This is a genomic window from Rhizobium sp. CIAT894, assembly GCF_000172795.2.
GTDB lineage: Bacteria > Pseudomonadota > Alphaproteobacteria > Rhizobiales > Rhizobiaceae > Rhizobium.
Genome location: NZ_CP020949.1, coordinates 127,462 through 145,882, shown reverse-complemented (window position 1 = coordinate 145,882; position 18,421 = coordinate 127,462). Strand labels below are relative to the sequence as shown.

Sequence of the window (18,421 nt, the reverse complement as noted above, 5' to 3'; positions counted from 1 at the left end):
TCCTTTTGCTATTTCTCAGTGCGCGGGTATTACGGTCGCCTCACTCCGTCGCCATGAGAGAATGACGTCTGCCCCGACCGAGAACTTCCCGGGAGGATACTTGTCTGTATGAGCCTCCAATGCCACCGACCTGCCGTCGGGCAGCTTGGCCCCTAATTGCGACACGTGACCAACGACATCGAAGCTCGTTACAATCGCGCCGACGGCATTGCCTTGGAAACGCTCGTCGCGACGCGCGCATTCCGGGTCGTTTGGCTTGAAAACATCAATGGATTCGGCCGGGATCACGACGCTTGCCGCCGCTCCGTCGACGAGGGTCCCATTCGAATTGCCGGCGAGCACGCCGAAAGGTGTCTCGACCATGACAGAGCCTTCCTCCCGACCTTTGACGGTGCCCTGAAAGATCGTGTTTCGCCCGATGAATTGCGCTACGAACGGCGTGTTCGGCCGAGTGTAAAGCTCGTGTGGCGGGCTGATTTGCTCGACACGGCCCTGGTTCATGACGACGATACGGTCGGACAATGCCAGCGCCTCCGACTGGGCATGAGTGACGAAGATGAAAGTGATGCCGAGTGTCTTCTGAAGCAGCTTCAGCTCGTTCTGGATCGCCTTGCGCAGATTGGCGTCAAGCGCACCCAGCGGCTCATCCAAGAGCAGGATATGCGGTTCGACAACGAGGCCACGGGCAAGCGCGATGCGCTGGCGCTGGCCTCCAGACAACTTGTCCGGCTTGCGCTCGGCAATATCCTCCAGCCCTAGCGTTGCGAGGATCCGATCTACCTTGGCGTCGCGTTCGCCTTTCGCCATCCCCTTGACCTCCAGGCCATAGCCGACATTGCGGCGCACGGTCATATGCGGGAAAAGCGCATAGTTTTGGAAAATCATCGACGTCGGACGATTTTGCGGCGAAACATCATTCATCCGCACGCCCTTGATCATCATATCGCCGGAAGAGATGCCTTCAAAACCTGCGATCATCCTCAAGGTCGTCGTCTTGCCGCAACCGGACGGTCCGAGGAACGCGATGAACTCGCCTTTTTGAACAGCCAGGTTGAAATCTATGACAGCCGGCGTTCCGTTATCATAGACTTTACCGACGCGCGTAAGCTCTAGGTCATAGCTCATGTGTGTAACTCCGGGTTTTGATGGAAAGAGCAGGCAGCCGAAGCTGCCTGCCTAGGTGGCGCCTTGCGTCGCCGGCCGTTGGGCGTCAATGGCGCGGGGGAAACACCGGTCAGGCGCTGAGGAACTCGTCCCACTTCTGGATGAGGTGGTCGTATTCGTCCGGCCATTGGTGCCAGTAAGCTACGTTCGCAGCGCGGGTCTCCAGAGAGCCGCCGTCTCGCAGATCGCCCTCCTTGATTCCGCGCTCGGCTGCTCCAACCCAGGGTTTGCCCTCGTACCAGAAGGCGTATTTTTCCGGCGCCATAACTTTCTTGATGTTCGTCGACGGTGAATAGTATCCCTGCTCGGAAACGGCGATGCCGGGCTCGCCGGAGAGCCAGTAGTCGGCGTAGGCGATGACGGCCTCCTTGTTAGGAGTTCCCGCGATCATCGAGGGACCGATGGCCCAAGCGCGGTAGCCCTCTTTCGGGATAGCGTATTTAGCCGGCTTGCCCTGTGCCTTCACGGCCATGACGGCCGGCTGCCAGGCATCGCAAACCACCATTTCGCCCGACGCCATGAGATTGACGAGCTCGCCGAAATCGCCCCAAAGCGCGCGGAACTGACCTTCCTTCTTCTTCGAGATAAGGAATTTGGCAGCCTCGTCGATTTCGTCGACGCTGGCATTCCCCGGGTTGACCACGTTAGAGAGGCCGAGAGTGTTCATGGCGAGGATGGCCTGGCCAAATGCGATGAGAGGATCGGTGTTCAGCCCCGACTTGCCTTTCCACTTTGGGTCGAAGATGGCAGCCCAGGTATTGGCCTCTTCGTCGGAAACGACGTCGGGATTATAGCCGATCGAATCGTAATTGTAGACCACCGGCACCATATTCAGGCTTGTCTGGCTCTCGTCGGACCAGATCTGGCCGACGATCTGGGAACGACGTTCCCATTTTTCGTTCGGCTTTGTGAACACGTCACGGATACTTGCCCAGTTTTTGATGTCGGAGGCCGCAATCGGTTCGACGTTGTTCGTCATAACGATCGAAGGCAGGCGCTCTGCAATGATCTCCCAGCAGTCGTAGTCCTTCGAACCAGACAGGATCTTGGTCTGGGCGTCGGGGAAAGTCGCTGCCGTTCCGGATGTAGAACCGACGCCGGAAGCCTTCTTGAAATCAGCCAGGATACGCTCTTGAACCGTCACCGAAAGACCGATGGTGCGGAGTTGTTGACTACTGATATCGGCCGCCTGCGCAAAAGCGGTGCGCGATGACAGAAACGGCGTTCCGCCTCCGATAGCAAGCGCCGCGACGCCCGCTGACCGTTTCAAAAGGGAGCGGCGATTTATTTCCATTTTGGACATGTCTCTTCTCCAGTTTGTGTTTTGTTCCCCAGAGCTCCGTTGCGACGAAGCTTGCCGGTATGCTTGCCCCACCCCTGATCTTTTAAGATCAAAGGACCTGAGCGATCAGTATCGGCCCACGAGGAGGCCTCCATCCACAACCAGTGTCTGACCGGTCATGTATCTTGCGTTATCCGAAGCCAGAAATGTGATGACATCCGCGATATCCTCGGGCGTTCCGAGCCGCCCCATCGGAATGAATTCGGCGGCTTTTTCAGCGCCTGCCGGACCCAGCGAATTTTCCTCCGACAACAGCTGCGCCGTGCGGATATATCCAGGCGCGATGCCGTTCACCCGCACACCGTCGCGGGCCAGCTCGACGGCCAGGCCCCGAACGAGACCGATGACGCCGGACTTGGCGGCGGAATAATGCACATGCTCGTCCCACCCATAGGCAACGCCCATGATCGACGAGAGCGCGACAATGCTGCCGGATTTTCGCGCCCGCATGCTAGGCGCCGCTGCCCGCACCAGCCGGAAAATGCCCTTTAGGTCGATGTCGAAGGTCAGGTCCCACTTTTCGTCGGTGATATCCGAAAGCGCCGTGCGGTGCGCAATACCGGCATTGGCGACGATAACGTCGATACCGCCATGGCGGGCTTCGATATCGGCAACCAGGGCGTCCGTCGCCTGCGTGGAACGGACGTCGTAGAGCGCGAACTCGGCAGACCCGCCTGCGGCCACGATCGCCTGCGCCGTCTCTGTTCCCTTTTGCTCGAGAATGTCGGTGACGACGACGTGGTCGCCCCGCGCTGCAAGAGCTTTGGCCGTCGCCTGCCCGATGCCAATCCCGGCGCCGGTGACGATGGAAATTCGTTTCGATAATTGTGTCATTTTCGCTTCCCTCATAGCATCACATCGCCTGAATTAGGCCCGAGCGTCTGACCGACAAACAGGCTCGCGGCCTTCGACGCCAGAAAGGCGACGGTCTCGGCAACTTCCTCGGGCTCGCCGAACCTTCCGAGCGGCAGTTCGGCCTTCTTGGCCGCACGCCAGTCGTCCGAAAGCTCCATCACGAGCGGCGTGTTGATCGGACCGGGTGCGACCGCATTGACGCGCACGCCGCGCTTGGAAACCTCTCGGGCCAGAGCCTTGGTCATGCCAATGATGGCAGCCTTGGCGCCAGAATAATGGGCAAGCTCGATGCCGCCGATCTGGCCGAGCTGCGATGCGACGTTGACGATCACGCCCTCGCCGCGCTTCAGCATTGCTGGCAGCACCGCCTTGGTCATCAGGAAGGTGCCGCGCACGTGCACGGCGAACATCCGGTCGAAATCCTTGACCTCGAGATTTTCAAACAGCGCCTGATGGGCAATGCCAGCATTGTTGACGAGCAGATGCGTTTCTCCATGGGCGGCCAGAGCGGCCTCATGGATGGCAGCGGCATCGGTCTCGGAGGATACGTCACCCGCAACGGCTGCCGCCGTTCCGCCCACAGCCTGGATTTCACGCACGACCAGTTCTGCCCTCTCAAGCGAAAGATCGTTGACCGTCACCGCATATCCGTCGGCGGCAAGCTTTTGTGCAATCGCACGGCCAATACCGGAGCCGGCGCCGGTGACGATGGCGGAACGCGTTTCCTCCACCATCACGCTTCCTCCTGGATCGCCATCTGCTTGGCGCGGCGCACGGACAGCGTCATCAGCGCGGCATAGGTACCCAGCAACGCGAAGGAGAACAGCGTTGTCAGCACACCGAAGGCAAAGACGTTCGGATGAACTTCAACCGAGAAGGTGCCATAGATGGCGAGCGGCAGCGTCAGGTCACGGCCAGACGCAAACAGCGTGCGCGAGAATTCGTCGTAAGACAGTGTGAAGGCAAACAGCATGGCCGACAGCACGCCCGGAAAGATCAGCGGGAAGGTGATCTTGCGGAATGTCCGGGCTGGCGAGACGCCGAGCGACCAGGCCGCCTCTTCGACACTTGGATCGAAGCGGTTGAAGATCGCCAGCATTACCAGAAAGGCGAATGGGAAGGTGTAGACCACATGTAGCACGAAGGCCGTGCCCCACCAGTGGCGGTCGATCCCGAACGAATTGGCGACCAGCGCCATGCCGAGGCCGACGAGAACGCCCGGCACCATCATGCCAAGGACGATCAGATAGAAGACAAAACCGGAGCCCTTGAACTTGCGGCGGAATGCCTGGGCTGCCGAAACGCCGAGAACCGTCGACACGATCATCGTCATCACCGCCAGTGCCATCGAGCGGAACAGCGCCTCGTTGATTGGCAATGGCGAGATGCGCGATGGTGGGGTCAGGCCAAATAGATGTTTGTACCAATAGGTCGACCATTCGATGATCGGAAATTGCGGGCCGCCCTCCGGCCCCGTCTGGAACGACAGGATCGCCAGAACCACAAGCGGACCGTAGAGGAAGACGAGAAAGAGCGCGGTATAGGTGCCCAGACCGAATTTGATGCCGGATGCGTTCATGATCAAAGCTCCTTCCTGAGGTCGACAACCCGGAGGAGGGCTGCAACGACCGCCCCCATGATGATCGTCAGCACCACGCCGGCGACCGCCGCAAAAGCCCATTTCAGCGAGCCGACCTGGGTGACGATGATATTGCCGAGCAGGTTGACCTTGCGGCCCGATAGTGCGGCAGAAGTTGCGAATTCGCCGAGAACCATGACCGAGACGAAGATGCTACCCACGACCACGCCCGGCATGGAGAGCGGCAGGATGATCGTGCGGAAGATGCGGCCGAAGCTCGCGCCGAGATCCTGCGCGGCCTCGATCACCGATGGATCGATACGGCCGAGCATGAAGGCGATCGGCCCGACCATGAAGACGCAGTAGATCTGCGTCATGCCGATGATCACCGACAGTTCGGAAAACAACAGAACCTCGATCGGGTGCTGCACGATGCCAATCTTCATGAGGATCATGTTGATGGCGCCTTCCTTGCCAAGCATTGGCCGCCAGGCGAGGACCCGGATGAGGAACGAGGTCCAGAAGGGAATGACGCACAAGACCAGCAAGCCAGTGGACAGTGTCTTGTTCTTCACGAAAAGACCGACGAAGAGCGCAGCAGGGTAGCCCACCACGATGGTCGCTACCAGCACGGTGAGCCAGATGCGTATCGTCGTCCAGAGTGCACTCAAATATGTTTCGCTTGTAAAAAACGTGGCCCAGCTCTTCAAGGTGAGCGTCGGCTCAATCTTGAACGTTGTCTGCGTCCAGAAGGATACGTAGACCATCATGAGGATTGGCAAGACAAGGAACAGCATCATCCAGATGACGCCTGGCGCAAGCAGCCAAAGTTCTCTGCGGGAGACGCGAGCGGCAGGAACGCTCAGAGGGGTTGTGTAGGAAATCACGGCCATCGTTCTCGGCTTTCGGTTATAGTGAGTGCAACCAGCATGCAGGCTGGCGCGGCGGTCGGTCAGGCATAGACAAGCGCATCCTTCCGCTTCCACACGAGGTTGTAACGACCCTGCGGCTCGTATATTTTTGGCGCAGAATGGCTGAGATGCGTCTCGACTTCGAAGATCTTTCCATCGTCAAGACTGAAAAACGACGTGATCGAGGATCCCGTGTATTCACTGGCGACGAACGTGCCCTCGACCTTGACCTCGTCGTCCGCAGCGGTTGTCGAGATAGGCTTAATGGCGATGCGGTCGTAACGGATTGCATAGCCAGGCGTAGAAGACCGGTGCACAGCGCCCGAAACGGCCAGTTTGCCGACGCCGCTGGCGAAGCTCTCGCCTTCCAGCTGCCCCGGGAAAAGGTTGTAACAGTTGAGGAAGCGCGCCACAGCGGGGGAGTTGGGTTGATTGTAGATCATGTCCGCATCGCCCTGCTGGACGATCCGCTTATCGTCTAGGACAAGAACGATATCGCCCATCGCCAGGGCTTCAGTCTCGCTGCCGGTGACATGGAGAAATGTGACGCCGCAACGCTCGCGGATAGCTTTGAGTTCGGTGCGCATGCGTGAGCGGAGATTTGCGTCCAGCGCACCCAGCGGCTCGTCAAGCAACACCATCTTAGGCTCGGTGATCAGAGTACGCGCAAGTGCAACACGCTGTTTCTGGCCGCCTGAAATCTGCGTTACCGCACGATCTTCAAGGCCGGTCAGGCCGACCAACGCGATGATCTCTCGAACTTTTCGCTGCGCAACATTGGTGTCGGTAACCGGATTATTCAGACGATTGACCAGCCCGAAGCCAATATTGTCCCTCACTGTCATATGGGGGAACAGCGCGAAGTTTTGGAAAACGAAGCCGATGTCGCGCTCATGTGGAGGCGCAGTACCCACATCTTTTCCCAAGAAATGGATGCTGCCGCTTTCCGGTAGCTCAAATCCGGCGATCACGCGCAGCAAGGTCGTCTTGCCCGACCCGGAGGGGCCGAGGAGAGACACGTAGCTGTCGTTCGGCAGGCGCAGATCGACGGAATTTAGCGCAACTGTGTCGCCATAGGTTTTCACAACCTTTGTCAGGGTAAGGACAGAAGACACGGACCTCTCCAATACGGAACCGCGGCGATCCTCGCCCTCCATACTGCCCGTGCGGGCAAGCGGAGTCGTTCGCGCCTTGGGCCAGGCGCAGCAAGGATAGGGACAGCGGATCAAAGTTTTAGCGTTCACCCATTGGGCGCTTCTTGACCGCGCCTCTTGATATTCAAGATGACATAAATGATTTTTGTATTCAATAGGCTTTTTAGAAAATGTGCGTAGGCCGGAATGGAAGCCTTCTTCAGAGCACGGGCACATTACCCCGATCGCGGCTCCCTTCGGGATTTGGGGGATAATTGCCGGGCAACGCCGAGCACCTCGGTAGTTCGTCGGAAAAGCAAAAAACCAAAAAGCTCAGGCACTTTTGAGTTCGCGTGTCCGAGGCGGACGGCGCGGGGCGCGCGCCATCTGCATTTCGAAAGTTTGTATGCAAAAGACGTTTTCTTATGGCATAGTTGTATCTCGCAAATTTGATTAGGGTGGTCAGTGTGGCCTCAGGACTTCCATTTATGATTCGTATTCCACCAGAGCAAAAAACCCATCGCCGCTACGAGATAGCCGAGCACTTCCTCCGCGAGAACATCGAAGGTGGTCGTCTGCCGACAGGCTTTGTGCTGCTCGAAGGGCCGATTGCGGAAATCCTGCAAATCTCCCGGGCGCCTGTTCAACGGGCGCTTGCCAAGCTTGAGGCGGACAAACTGGTCCACCGCTTCAACGGCCGCGGCTTTCTCGTGGGATCACAGGACATGGGGGTTGCGCCCAATCGCAGCGATATCAAAGCGCTCGGCCTCATTATTCCGCAACATGTAGACGAGGCGTTGCAAAGCCGATCCTCGTGGGAACGCATATACAACACCGTGGAACACGATGTTGCCGGATGTGTCGTGTTTGGTCTCTATAGAATAGTGGAGATTGAACTGGCCGATCATTTCAAGGTGAGCCGTACGGTTGTCCGAGATGTGCTGAGCCGCTTGCAGGAACGCGGTCTGGTCCGTAAAAACCAGAGTTCGCATTGGATCGCTGGACCGCTGACTGCGCAGTCAATCAAGGATCATTTCAGTCTGCGGCGAATGTTGGAGCCTTCTGCCCTTATCGCCGGAGCCGCTCACATCTCGAACGCTAAAATTTGTGAGCTCTTCGTGCGCATGACAAATCTGGAGGCGACAGCGCAGGAGGGCCACTCCGACAAACTCGAAGAACTGCAAAGGCAGATGATTGACCTTTGCGTACTCGCGACGCCGCATGAACGTATGCGCGAACTCATTCGCAACAATCTACTGCCAGTGACAGCGGCGGAACGATTGCTCCGTCATCTTGGACTGCCGGACGATCCGACCACGATCACCGAGATGCGGCTCGTCGTAGAGCTTCTCATGCGCGGCGCCGTCGCCGCGGCTGCTGCAATGCTGGAGGCCCACCTCGACGCTTCGATGAAGAGGATGATAGCACAGTTGAAAATCGTCGCGGTGCTACCCACGCCGACCGCGACAGCCGATTACCTGACACGGCTGGGTGATGTTACTGCGAATCCAGTACCTGGCCGACTATCCGGCCCGGACACTGATCCACACCACAGTTAGGCAACACAAGATCCTATGAACAAGCGGATGCTTTCGCCGTTTGAAAGGGCGTGCATTCGGTAGGTTTGTCAAAGGTAGGACCCTCGAAGAGATCGCGGTGCTTAAGGGCAAAGACAAGCGACTACATTGACCGCTTCTTAGAACGTGCTCGCCCCCACCGCGTTGATTATCGGAAATCTTGATGCCGACCCATGCAAACGCAGTCAGTCGCTCCCACCGAGCGACGGGCTTGAGCGTGCAGGTTTCGTAGAGGGCGCTCCTGGAGTTCCGAACGCCTGTTGAAAATAGCTACGGAATGCTTGCATTGCAGGAGTAAGAGCACGTCCAGCGCGCCAGCCCAGACCGATATCCATCGCTGGGATCTGATCTTGTACCGTGATAGTTTCGATCCGGCGTCCCTCGAGAGACCATGGCCTGTGGACCATATCGGAAAGAATTGCGACGCCTTGATTGTTGGCGACCATGGATCGAACTGCCTCCACCGACGATGTTCGCAAGATTACGTTAGGCTGATAAGGAGTTTTGCTCCAATACTTCAGCGCAGATTGGGCGGCTTCGTCAACCGTAAGCATGATGTAGGGTTCTTGGGCGACCTCTTGGAGGCCGACGGCATCGTATTTCAACAGGTGATGTTGAGCGGGTACCCAGAGACGCCGCACGGAGCCAACGAGCGTCTCCGTTGTTATGAGCGGGTTCATAATGTTTGACGTCAAAAGAACCGACATGTCGTATCGGTTGGTAAGCAGGCCCTCTTCGATCGCGTCGCGATTCATCTCGTACAGTTGAACTCGAATCTTCGGGAATAGCCTTCGCATGCGCTCGATATGCAGCGGGAGGAAGTAGCCGATAACAGTGTAAGTCGCTGCCACCACGAGTTCGCCCTGAATATCGCTATCGATGAAATTGAGATGCATCGCCTCGTCGATCTTAGATAGAATCTCGTAGGCGTGTGACAGAAACTGGCGGCCCGACGCCGTAAGCTCCATTCCCTGTGTCGTGCGGCTGAACAACGGGACACCGACGCTACTCTCGAGATCCTTTATAGCCGCTGTTATCGCCGACTGAGAGATGTTTTGATTGACAGCGGCTTGGGAGACTTGGCCGTACTCTGCCGTCGCTATGAAGTATTTTAGCTGACGAATACTAAGCGCCATGCCGTTCTCCCCTACTCAGTTTTTCACATTTTGCGTCGCAAAAATCAGATATTTGCGCGCACAAACTACCGCTATACGCCCACGGAAACCAATCGATATTGATATCTAGTTGAATCAACAGAATATTACAAAAAGCCCTGCGGCGATCTGCAATATCTGATTTTCCGATTCCTTATCTCAGAAAAATCTATTTTTCAAGGATAGGCACGTGGCGTATTATCTGCCTTGCGAGCCAAAACCTTAGGAGAGAGGGGCGCGGCCCCGAAGAGGAATATTACTTTGAAAAATTCCGTTGATATCAATTGCGATATGGGAGAGGCCTTTGGCCGCTGGAGGATCGGTGACACCACCGACAGCCATCTAATCCCTCACATCAGCTCGGCAAACATTGCTGCAGGCTTTCACGCAGGCGACCCGAACCTGATCGACGACACTGTCAAGCTCGCTACGGAGCACGGCGTGGCAGTCGGTGCGCATCCTGGCTATAACGACCTCCAGGGTTTTGGTCGTCGCAAAATCTCTGGAAGCAATAAAGAGCTTGTCAACGATATCATTTATCAGGTTGGCGCTGTTCGTGAATTCTGCCGCCGAAACGGCACGAGCATCAACCATGTCAAACCGCATGGCGCTCTCTACATGGAGCTAGCAGCGAACGCTGAACTATCCGACGCTTTCATTCAGTATATGCGTGTTGCGGCCCCAAATGTCCCGGTGTTCTGCATGGGAATTTCGGCTACCTATAAGACAGCGAAATTCCTTGGCCATCCCGTAGTCCGCGAATTCTATGCAGATCGTGACTACGATGAAAGCGGATCGATCGTCTTCGCTCGGGATGTCGGTCGACCGGACCCCAAGGCGATTGCTCAGAAGGTCTTGCGTGCTTGCGTCGAGGGTAGGGTCAGAACCGTCAGGGGCAGCGATATCGATATCGAATTCGAGTCCATTTGCTTCCATTCGGACACACTCGGAGCCTTGGACATTGTCAAGGAAATGAGAGACGCTCTCATCTCGGCCGGGATCCAAATCACGCCGGCCGTCCAGGCGGCGGTAATTCAGTAAAAAAAAAGGGGAACTTTATGAGCAAGCTCGAAATCAGGTCACCGCTTCCGGGTACTTTCTACCGCACCTCTTCGCCGGATGCCGCTCCGTTCAAGGCCGATGGTGACGCCGTTTCAGAAAGTGATGTCGTGGGCGTGATCGAAGTCATGAAGACATTCCATGAGATTACTGCCGGGGTCTCGGGGAAGAATATCGTCTTCCTCTGCGACAATGAAGAGCCCGTCATGGCGGGCCAAGTCATTGCGGAGGTCGAGGGATGACAATCAAGTCCGTTTTGGTGGCCAACCGCGGCGAGATCGCGGTTCGGATCATAAAGGCCGCACAGAGCCTGGGGGTTCGCACTGTCCAGGTACACTCTGCGGCTGACGTGGACATGCTCGCTGTGAAACTGGCCGACGAAGCCGTTAACATCGGTTCACCCGCGCCGAAGAAGTCCTATCTGAATATCGAAGCTGTCATTTCCGCGGCGAAGGCGGCTGGAGTTGACGCCATACACCCCGGATATGGTTTTTTGTCCGAAAACGGTGACTTCGCCGACGCGGTCGTTGCCGCCGGCATGATCTTCGTCGGACCGAGTGGAGACGCAATCCGCCTCCTCGGGGACAAGGTGGCAGCCCGTGAAGTCGCCGCTCGCGCCGGAGTGCCTACCGTTCCGGGTAGCGGAGGACGCGTCGCAGATCTCACGCAAGCGCATGAAATCGCTGCGCGGACCGGTTTTCCCGTCATGATCAAGGCAGCCGCAGGCGGCGGCGGTCGCGGCATTCGCATCGTGGATAGCCTTGCCGAACTGGACAAGCAGTTTCCCCTTGCATCAGCCGAGGCGGCTGCCGCATTCGGTGACGGCGGCCTATATATGGAAAAGGTCATCACGAAGGCGCGCCACGTCGAAGTTCAAATCTTCGGTGATGGTGAGAACTTCGTCCACTTCTACGAGCGGGAATGCTCGCTGCAGCGACGCCGTCAAAAGGTTTGGGAAGAGGCTCCGGCTTTCCAACTGCCTCAGGTGGTTCGTCAAAAGCTATGCGAAAGCGCCGTGGCGCTGGCTCGCGAGGTGAAATACAAAGGCGCAGGAACCGTCGAGTACCTCTATGATGATAGTACGCGAGAGTTTTACTTCATTGAGGTCAACACCCGCATCCAGGTCGAGCATCCCGTTACGGAAATGATCACCGGATTCGACCTTGTGCAGGAAATGCTCAAGGTTGCGGGCGGGGCCAAGTTATCTGTAACGCAGGACGATATCCGCCCGCACGGGCACGCAATTGAATGCCGCATCAACGCCGAAGACCCACTCAAGGACTTCGCGCCATCCCCGGGAACCATTTCCCGCTTGGAGGTCCCGGAGCAAGAAGGCGTCCGCTTCGATACAATGCTATACGAGGGGTACACGATTCCGCCCTTTTATGACTCGCTCCTTGGCAAGCTAATTGTGTGGGGCGAAACGAGGTCCGAGTGCCTCAAGCGTCTGCGCCATGCATTAGACGGTCTGAAGATCGAAGGTGTGCCAACGACGGTTCCGTTGCATCAGGCGCTTGCACAGTCGGCAGCGGTACAAACCGGCGCATTTCATACCCGTTTCCTGGAAGGCTGGCTCGATACCGATTTCGCCTGCAAGGATAAAGTTAGACCGGAGGTCGCGTGATGACATCGGCTCGATACACTTTCGGCGGAGATGAGCACTTGTTCGTCGAATGCAGCGAAGAGATGTCGCTCGAAGCCTTCTTCAAGAGCCTGTCGATGGCGACAGGCGTGCGGGAAAGCAAGATCAATGGCGTCACCGAAATATGCCCTGCGAACGCTTCGTTCCAGGTGAAGTTCAATCCGGATATTATCAAGCCGGACGATATCCTCAGGGAAGTGCAGAAAATCGAAGGGGCGGCCGAAAAAGCCGAGCCAGTCTTGAGGACTCGCATCGTCGAGATCCCCGTGTTCTACAACGATCCCTGGACGCACGAAACGCTTATGCGGTTCCGCGAACGCCACCAGGAGCCAGAAGGCACGGATCTAGACTATGCCGCCAAGATCAACGGCTATTCCGACGTGGAGGGCTTTATCGCCGCGCATCACGGCTCGCCCTGGTTCGTTTCCATGGTCGGCTTTGTTGCGGGACTTCCGTTTATGTACCAGATGGTCGAGCGGCAGCGTCAGATCGAGGTTCCGAAGTACCTGCGGCCTCGAACCGACACGCCTCGTCTGACTGTCGGCCATGGTGGTTGTTTTGGGGCAATTTACTCGGTTCGCGGTGCCGGCGGTTATCAGATGTTCGGCATCACTCCCATGCCGATCTTCGATGCCTCGCAGACGACGAGCTATCTCCGTGAGTTCATGGTGTTCTTCCGGCCGGGTGACATTGTTAAGTTCAAGCCGATCGACCGGGAGGAGTATGAGAAGACGGTGGATGAGGTCGACAACGGTCGCTTCTCGCCCAAGAGCCGCGACGTGAGTTTCGACCTTCGTGAGTTTCAGAAAGACATCGACGGATACAACAAGACGTTGGAGGGACTTCTCCATGGCCATTAAGGTTATTCATCATGGTGTTGCGACTAGCGTCCAGGACATGGGGCGTCCCGGATATTTCCATCTTGGAATCCCGATGGGTGGCGCTATGGATCGCTATGCAATGCGCGCGGCCAACCTCCTCGTAGGAAACGACGAGGGAGCCGCGGGCTTGGAAGCGGTGTTCATGGGCCCTAAACTGGAGTTCACGGAAGACGCTCTCGTTGCGGTCACCGGAGGCGACATGCCCGCTAAAGTCGATGGCGAAGTGGTTCCGGGCTGGACTTCGTTCAGAATCAAGGCAGGCCAGGTTCTCTCCTTCGACTTTCTCAAGGCAGGTGCGCGCATCTACATCGCTGTTGTAGGCGGCATCGACGTCCCTGTCGCCTTGGGCAGCCGATCTACCTACCCGATCGGTGCCTTGGGTGGTTACAAGGGTAGAGCGCTCGCTCCAGGTGACGAACTGCCAGTGGGCAGCGGCTCTTTCGCAATGGAAGGGCGTTCGGTGGCGGAGAGCCTGCGGCGTAAACTGTCTTCGCCCGCCGAACTCCGTGTACTGCCGGGACTGTACTGGGACCGTCTCACTGACGCGGCAAAGGAAAACTTCTTCGCCGATACCTGGAAGGTCGCGCCCGAAGCCGATCGGATGGGCTACCGCTTCAAAGGCGGTCGGAAGGTCGAGTTTGTCGATCGTAAGCAGTCTTTCGGTGCCGGGTCTGATCCGTCGAACATCGTTGATAGCTGCTATCCCTACGGTTCAATCCAAATTCCCAGCGGGACGGAGCCGATCATTCTCCACCGTGACGCCGTTTCGGGCGGTGGGTACTTCATGGTCGGAACCGTTATTTCTGCCGACATGGACCTAATCGCCCAAATGCAGCCTCATACCCCCACACGGTTTGTCGAAGTGAATATGGAGCAAGCCCTCGCCGCTCGTAAGGACCGCGCGGCACTGCTCGATCGACTCCGATCAAGCTTTAACTGAAACCCACACCAATCAAAAAGGGAACTAAAATGCCTAGCAAACTGGGAATGCATCTTGCTGCCTGCACCGCAGCCATCATAGGTCTGGCTTCCGCCGCGCATGCCGATACATGGTACCCGTACCTGGCCCAAAAGATCGAGCCTGCTTTTGCCGCTGACGGCAAGTCCGTCGACGTTGACTATATTCCGCTGGAAAAGGCGGAGAAGGCTTGGAACGTCTGCGTTTCCTTCCCGCACATGAAGGACGCCTATTGGCTCGGCGTCGACTATGGCGTCGTCGAGCAAGCCAAGGACCTCGGTATCAAGCTGAACGTCGTTGAGGCAGGCGGCTACACCGAACTGGCAAAGCAGATTTCGCAGATCGAGGACTGCGTAGCGGGCGGTGCTCAAGCGGTCGTCATCGGCGCGATCTCGTTCGACGGCCTCAACAATCTCGTCAATGAAATCACCAAAAAAGGCATTCCGGTCATCGACGTCATCAACGGGATCTCCTCTCCCAACGTGACCGCTAAGTCGCTCGTATCCTTCTACACCATGGGGTATGAGACCGGTTCCTACCTTGCAAAGAAACACCCCGCTGGCGGGGATCCAGTGAAAGTCGGCTGGTTCCCTGGCCCGGCAGGCGCTGGGTGGGTTGAAGCTGCCAACAAGGGCTTCCTCGAAGCGGTAAAGGGCTCCTCGCTGCAGATTCTGGATCCTAAATTTGGGGACACGGGCAAGGAGGTGCAGCTGAAACTCGTTGAAGACGTTCTTCAGGCGGAGCCGGATGTCAAATACATCGCTGGCACGGCGGTCACCGCGGAAGCTGCTCAGGGCCTTATTCGTGAGCGTGGCCTCAAGGGGCAAGTCGAACTCCTTTCCTTCTACATGACTCCGGGAGTCTTCGAAGGCATTAAACGCGGCCTGATTGCAGCCTCTCCGGCGGACTCCATGGTCATCCAGGGGCGCGTTGCCGTAGACCAAGCGGTGCGAGCTCTGGAGAAAAAAGAGCTAGTCAAGCACGTCGGACCCAAGATCTTTGTTGTGGACTCGAGCAACATCTCTCAGGTCCGTAAAGATACCATCCTCCCACCTGATGGTTTCAAGCCGCAGTTTAACGTGGACTGAGCTTTGAACGTAAAGGGCGCTCCGGCAAATCCTGCCGGAGCTCGCAAGGAGGAATGGCCATGAACGTATCGGTATCGCCTTTAGTCGAGATGAAGCACGTCACGCGGACGTTTCCGGGGGTGACGGCACTCGACGGCGTCAATTTTAACCTCTTGCCGGGCGAGGTCCACGTTCTGTTCGGCGAGAACGGCGCTGGCAAGTCCACGTTGATCTCGATCCTCTCTGGTGTCTACCCGCAGACCTCCGGAAGCGTAAAACTGGCCGGGCAGGACTTGGCTTTCTCTTCCGTCGCGGATGCGAAGAGGAGCGGTGTCTCCGCCGTATTCCAGGAGTTTTCCCTGGTGCCGACGCTGAGCGTCGCCAAGAACATCTTCCTCGGCAACGAGCCGATGATCGGACCCTTCATTGACCGCAGTCGCATGGATCGCGACGCACGCAAGCTGTTCGAGGACCTCGGCTTCAACATCGACGTAAAAGCCTCCGTCGTGTCGCTGTCGCGCGCTGAACAGCAGATGACAGAGATCGCGAAGGCTATCCATTCGAACGCTCGCGTCCTCATCCTCGACGAGCCAACTGCGTCGTTGACCGAGCGCGAGACCGAAACGCTGTTCCGCATCATCAACGAAGCGAAAGCGAGGGGCGTGGGTGTCGTCTACATCTCTCACCGCATCCAGGAGTTCTCGGTCATCGCCGATCGCGTCACGGTGCTGCGTGACGGCAAGCTCATCGGGACCGTGGCGATGGGCGACACGACGGCCGAGAAGCTCATCGAGATGATGACCGGCCGCGCCATCGGACAAATCTATCCGACCATCGCGCGCGCGGCGCAGCCGAAGACCGTTATGTCGATCCGCAACCTCAGGGCTGCCGGTGTCAACGGTGTCGACATCGACGTCAGAGGGGGCGAAATCCTCGGGGTCGCTGGACTGGTGGGTAGCGGCAAGTCGCGCGCCTTCCGCGCCGCCCTGGGTCTTGCCTCTACCTACACGGGCAAGGTCGAATTGAACGGAGGAGACTTCTCAGGTGAACCCACCCGCCGGTTCCTGCGCAACGGCGTGTTCTACCTACCACCGGATCGCAAGAACGAGGGGTTGATGTTGAGCGCGACGGCGCGCAACAACATCAACCTCGGCCTTCTCTTCCGCGACGAGGTCACGACACCCTTCGGCATCTCCAAGAAGCGCCAGAATGTTCTTTCGTCCGGTATCGGCCGCAAGGTCGACTTGACGGACGCCTATATGGAAAGGCCAATCGCCAACCTGTCGGGCGGCAACCAGCAGAAGGCGCTGTTCGGCAAAGGCTTCGGCCAGGACTATCAAGTCTATATCTTCGACGAACCGACGGTTGGCGTCGACATGGGCACGCGCGCCGCGCTGTACCGCCTTATCAAGGAACTGGCGGAAGCCGGAAAGGCCGTGGTGATCATCTCTTCGGACCTGCCCGAGGCAATGCATCTCGCCCATCGCCTAGTCGTCTTCGCCAACGGCAAGATCACCGCCGAATTCGAAGGCGAGCACATCGTCGAAAGCCATGTGCTCAACGCCTTCTTCAAGCATGATGCCGCGTAAGGCCTATCCGGCGTTATAACACGGAACATCGGGCGCGCCTTAGCAGAGAACTCGGACATTCGCTCATCGAAACATGCCTACAATGAAAAGGGGAGCCACAATGGGCTACAAGGTTGAACCAATAAAAGCGGATGAAGCGCCCGCGCCTTCGCTACTTGCACCACTTAGAAGTTTGTTCCTGCGGGCTGGCGTTTTGCCTTTCTTTCTAGTTGCCGCGATCGTGATATTTTCCTTCGCGTCGGCCCAGTTCCTCACAGTTCAGAACCTCACTAACGTTGCGCGTCAGTCTGTCTATCTGGTGCTCGTATCACTGGGGCAAATGCTAGTGCTCGTTACGGGAGGTTTTGACCTTTCCGTAGGTACGGCTATAGCACTCACGTCCGTGGTATCGGCCTCCACAATGGTTGCGGCCGTCGCGGTTTTCCCGGACAGTGTATGGCTCGTTATCGCACTAGGGCTTTGCGCGGGGTTCTGTGCAGCGGCGGTCGTTGGTCTGCTTAACGGCCTCGGGATTTCCGTTTTCGGCGTCTCCCCGTTTATCATGACACTGGGTGTCCAGTCCGTAGGCGCTGGAATAGCGTTGTTCATCACGGGTGGCGTACCAATCGGAAACCTCCCGTTCGAGTTTGCCGACTTTTTCGGTTTTGGACGAGTATTCGGGGTTCCTGTTCCCGTGTTGATTGCGCTTGTGGCTATCGCGGTTATGTGGATCGTCATGAATAGGCTGCGCATCGGCGCCGAAGTGTACGCCGTTGGCGGAAATATCAAGGCTGCACACCTGTCCGGCATCAACACCGCAAAAACGCTGTTCCTCTCATACTTGGCGTGTTCGCTCTTGGCGTCCCTGGCGGGTATCCTCCTCACGGCGCGAGTTGAAAGCGGTGAGACGAATCTAGGCGGCTCGATCGGCCTCGAGTCGATTGCCGCCTGCGTCATCGCGGGTGTCTCTCTTCGCGGGGGTATCGGCCGGGTGGAAAACGTCGTGCTTGGTGCCTTTTTCATCGTTCTGGTCCAGAATGGCATGAACGTGATGCAGATCGGCTCTTACATGCAAATGGTCTTGCTGGGCAGCCTCCTCATACTCGCGGTTATTATCGATCAGCTTCGCTATCGAATGCTGCTCGTGCGTCGCTAGCGGCCTCTTTTTCTGGCTGTGCAGACTGCGGGTCGCAGTCGCCTTCTGCGACCCGGGTGAAGCCCAGAAAGGAGTGATCGATTGGTGGCTCGCTCATCACCTCCCGGCTCGGCGACACTCGCTGGGCTGGAAAGCGGGGCTACCGCCTGATTAAGATTGTGGTCTTGTTCCCAAGGCGAGGGATATCGCCCGCTAGTCACACATGCTCGAAGGATTAATAAGATGAAGCCTCCAGCAAAGCGCAAGCTCCACATTCCCAGGTCCCTCGCACAGGCGTCAGATGCCTATGCGCGCTATCTAGCTGTAGCGGCTTCAAGATCAGCCAACAGAACGCGGCTTCTGCCGAGCGCCGCCACTTTCTCCCTTACAGAGGAA

The 18,421-nt window shown here is 57.5% G+C and carries 17 protein-coding genes; 9 read left to right on the top strand and 8 right to left on the bottom strand.

Going from position 1 to position 18,421, the window contains the following annotated elements; all coding sequences use genetic code 11:
- Window positions 1-15: 15 nt before the first annotated feature.
- The 7 genes from RHEC894_RS23385 to RHEC894_RS23355 all read right to left on the bottom strand — a co-directional run bounded on the left by RHEC894_RS23385 (window position 16) and on the right by RHEC894_RS23355 (window position 6,966).
- On the bottom strand, window positions 16-1,125 hold the full coding sequence (locus RHEC894_RS23385; RefSeq protein WP_085739396.1) for an ABC transporter ATP-binding protein: 1,110 nt from the start codon (window positions 1,123-1,125) through the stop codon (window positions 16-18).
- A gap of 109 nt (window positions 1,126-1,234) precedes the next feature.
- On the bottom strand, window positions 1,235-2,467 hold the full coding sequence (locus tag RHEC894_RS23380; RefSeq protein ID WP_085739395.1) for an extracellular solute-binding protein: 1,233 nt from the start codon (window positions 2,465-2,467) through the stop codon (window positions 1,235-1,237).
- 105 nt (window positions 2,468-2,572) lie between these two features.
- Window positions 2,573-3,340 (bottom strand): SDR family NAD(P)-dependent oxidoreductase, encoded by a 768-nt coding sequence (locus RHEC894_RS23375; RefSeq protein ID WP_085739501.1) that lies wholly within the window; start codon window positions 3,338-3,340, stop codon window positions 2,573-2,575.
- Between the two features lie 11 nt (window positions 3,341-3,351).
- On the bottom strand, window positions 3,352-4,095 hold the full coding sequence (locus RHEC894_RS23370; RefSeq protein ID WP_085739394.1) for a glucose 1-dehydrogenase: 744 nt from the start codon (window positions 4,093-4,095) through the stop codon (window positions 3,352-3,354).
- Complete coding sequence (locus RHEC894_RS23365; protein ID WP_085739393.1) at window positions 4,095-4,940, bottom strand: ABC transporter permease; 846 nt, start codon at window positions 4,938-4,940, stop codon at window positions 4,095-4,097. The genes RHEC894_RS23370 and RHEC894_RS23365 overlap by 1 nt, the downstream gene beginning before the upstream one ends.
- Window positions 4,941-4,942: 2 nt before the next feature.
- A complete protein-coding gene (locus tag RHEC894_RS23360; protein ID WP_085739392.1) occupies window positions 4,943-5,833 on the bottom strand; it encodes an ABC transporter permease in 891 nt (296 codons plus the stop codon).
- A 59-nt stretch (window positions 5,834-5,892) separates the two neighbouring features.
- The gene (locus RHEC894_RS23355) at window positions 5,893-6,966 is read right to left on the bottom strand and encodes an ABC transporter ATP-binding protein (protein WP_085739391.1); all 1,074 of its coding nucleotides are present in this window, start codon (window positions 6,964-6,966) and stop codon (window positions 5,893-5,895) included.
- A gap of 506 nt (window positions 6,967-7,472) precedes the next feature.
- Here RHEC894_RS23355 and RHEC894_RS23350 point away from each other — a divergent pair.
- Window positions 7,473-8,543 (top strand): GntR family transcriptional regulator, encoded by a 1,071-nt coding sequence (locus RHEC894_RS23350; RefSeq protein WP_085739390.1) that lies wholly within the window; start codon window positions 7,473-7,475, stop codon window positions 8,541-8,543.
- Window positions 8,544-8,746: 203 nt separating this feature from the next.
- On the opposite strand, the gene RHEC894_RS23345 is transcribed toward RHEC894_RS23350, so the two are convergent.
- Window positions 8,747-9,697, bottom strand: coding sequence for a LysR family transcriptional regulator (locus RHEC894_RS23345; protein WP_085739389.1), 951 nt, complete (start codon window positions 9,695-9,697; stop codon window positions 8,747-8,749).
- Window positions 9,698-9,976: 279 nt separating this feature from the next.
- On the opposite strand from RHEC894_RS23345, the gene RHEC894_RS23340 reads away from it, so the two are divergent.
- The 8 genes from RHEC894_RS23340 (at window position 9,977) to RHEC894_RS23305 (ending at window position 18,046) form a co-directional block, all read left to right on the top strand.
- Window positions 9,977-10,756 (top strand): 5-oxoprolinase subunit PxpA, encoded by a 780-nt coding sequence (locus tag RHEC894_RS23340; protein ID WP_085739388.1) that lies wholly within the window; start codon window positions 9,977-9,979, stop codon window positions 10,754-10,756.
- 17 nt (window positions 10,757-10,773) lie between these two features.
- Entirely contained in the window at window positions 10,774-11,016 is a 243-nt protein-coding gene (locus tag RHEC894_RS23335; RefSeq protein WP_085739387.1) for an acetyl-CoA carboxylase, read from the top strand.
- The gene (locus RHEC894_RS23330; protein WP_085739386.1) at window positions 11,013-12,398 is read left to right on the top strand and encodes an acetyl-CoA carboxylase biotin carboxylase subunit; all 1,386 of its coding nucleotides are present in this window, start codon (window positions 11,013-11,015) and stop codon (window positions 12,396-12,398) included. The genes RHEC894_RS23335 and RHEC894_RS23330 overlap by 4 nt, the downstream gene beginning before the upstream one ends.
- Window positions 12,398-13,276 carry a carboxyltransferase domain-containing protein gene (locus RHEC894_RS23325; RefSeq protein WP_085739385.1) on the top strand — a complete coding sequence of 293 codons (879 nt, stop codon included), beginning with the start codon at window positions 12,398-12,400 and terminating at the stop codon, window positions 13,274-13,276. Before RHEC894_RS23330 ends, RHEC894_RS23325 begins: the two co-directional genes overlap by 1 nt.
- Window positions 13,266-14,237: a biotin-dependent carboxyltransferase family protein gene (locus RHEC894_RS23320; protein WP_085739384.1), complete on the top strand. Its 972-nt coding sequence runs from the start codon at window positions 13,266-13,268 to the stop codon at window positions 14,235-14,237. The genes RHEC894_RS23325 and RHEC894_RS23320 overlap by 11 nt, the downstream gene beginning before the upstream one ends.
- Before the next feature lie 29 nt (window positions 14,238-14,266).
- Window positions 14,267-15,343: a TMAO reductase system periplasmic protein TorT gene (gene torT, locus RHEC894_RS23315; protein WP_085739383.1), complete on the top strand. Its 1,077-nt coding sequence runs from the start codon at window positions 14,267-14,269 to the stop codon at window positions 15,341-15,343.
- A 59-nt stretch (window positions 15,344-15,402) separates the two neighbouring features.
- Window positions 15,403-16,911, top strand: coding sequence for a sugar ABC transporter ATP-binding protein (locus RHEC894_RS23310; RefSeq protein ID WP_085739382.1), 1,509 nt, complete (start codon window positions 15,403-15,405; stop codon window positions 16,909-16,911).
- Window positions 16,912-17,011: 100 nt separating this feature from the next.
- A complete protein-coding gene (locus RHEC894_RS23305; RefSeq protein ID WP_085739381.1) occupies window positions 17,012-18,046 on the top strand; it encodes an ABC transporter permease in 1,035 nt (344 codons plus the stop codon).
- Window positions 18,047-18,421 lie beyond the last annotated feature (375 nt).

Bases quoted from the DNA above. Each gene is read 5' to 3' on its own strand.
- RHEC894_RS23385 (WP_085739396.1), bottom strand. From the start codon at position 1,125: ATGAGCTATGACCTAGAGCTTACGCGCGTCGGTAAAGTCTATGATAAC.
- RHEC894_RS23380 (WP_085739395.1), bottom strand. From the start codon at position 2,467: ATGTCCAAAATGGAAATAAATCGCCGCTCCCTTTTGAAACGGTCAGCG.
- RHEC894_RS23375 (WP_085739501.1), bottom strand. From the start codon at position 3,340: ATGACACAATTATCGAAACGAATTTCCATCGTCACCGGCGCCGGGATT.
- RHEC894_RS23370 (WP_085739394.1), bottom strand. From the start codon at position 4,095: ATGGTGGAGGAAACGCGTTCCGCCATCGTCACCGGCGCCGGCTCCGGT.
- RHEC894_RS23365 (WP_085739393.1), bottom strand. From the start codon at position 4,940: ATGAACGCATCCGGCATCAAATTCGGTCTGGGCACCTATACCGCGCTC.
- RHEC894_RS23360 (WP_085739392.1), bottom strand. From the start codon at position 5,833: ATGGCCGTGATTTCCTACACAACCCCTCTGAGCGTTCCTGCCGCTCGC.
- RHEC894_RS23350 (WP_085739390.1), top strand. From the start codon at position 7,473: ATGATTCGTATTCCACCAGAGCAAAAAACCCATCGCCGCTACGAGATA.
- RHEC894_RS23345 (WP_085739389.1), bottom strand. From the start codon at position 9,697: ATGGCGCTTAGTATTCGTCAGCTAAAATACTTCATAGCGACGGCAGAG.
- RHEC894_RS23335 (WP_085739387.1), top strand. From the start codon at position 10,774: ATGAGCAAGCTCGAAATCAGGTCACCGCTTCCGGGTACTTTCTACCGC.
- RHEC894_RS23330 (WP_085739386.1), top strand. From the start codon at position 11,013: ATGACAATCAAGTCCGTTTTGGTGGCCAACCGCGGCGAGATCGCGGTT.
- RHEC894_RS23325 (WP_085739385.1), top strand. From the start codon at position 12,398: ATGACATCGGCTCGATACACTTTCGGCGGAGATGAGCACTTGTTCGTC.
- RHEC894_RS23320 (WP_085739384.1), top strand. From the start codon at position 13,266: ATGGCCATTAAGGTTATTCATCATGGTGTTGCGACTAGCGTCCAGGAC.
- torT (WP_085739383.1), top strand. From the start codon at position 14,267: ATGCCTAGCAAACTGGGAATGCATCTTGCTGCCTGCACCGCAGCCATC.
- RHEC894_RS23310 (WP_085739382.1), top strand. From the start codon at position 15,403: ATGAACGTATCGGTATCGCCTTTAGTCGAGATGAAGCACGTCACGCGG.
- RHEC894_RS23305 (WP_085739381.1), top strand. From the start codon at position 17,012: ATGGGCTACAAGGTTGAACCAATAAAAGCGGATGAAGCGCCCGCGCCT.